Origin of the sequence: Sulfitobacter sp. CW3 (assembly GCF_019392245.1) — a bacterium.
In the GTDB taxonomy this organism is placed as follows: Bacteria; Pseudomonadota; Alphaproteobacteria; order Rhodobacterales; family Rhodobacteraceae; genus Sulfitobacter.
Window position 1 is genome coordinate 1 of sequence record NZ_JAHXRL010000280.1, and the last position, 266, is coordinate 266.

1 protein-coding gene is annotated in these 266 nt (G+C 66.5%); it reads right to left on the minus strand.

The genetic code is table 11. From position 1 onward, the window contains the following. The coding region (locus KZZ06_RS21085; RefSeq protein ID WP_219581900.1) for an ATP-binding domain-containing protein at positions 1 to 266 on the minus strand (266 nt) is incomplete at both ends.

The window sequence follows — 266 nt, forward strand, 5'->3', positions numbered from 1 at the left end:
CGCTGCCCAAGGAGCACCACCAGGCGCTTGCCGCGGGTCACGCCCGTGTAGAGGAGGTTGCGCGCCAGCATCGTCCAGTGCTGCATCGCCAGAGGGATCACCACTGCGGGGTACTCCGAGCCCTGCGATTTGTGGATGGTCGTGGCGTAGGCTGGCACCAGCGTGTCGAGTTCGCCGTAGGGGTAGATCACCTCCCGCCCCTCGAACTCGACGATCACGGCGCCCTCGTCCTCATCGATGCGCGCTACAGTGCCGAGGTCGCCGTT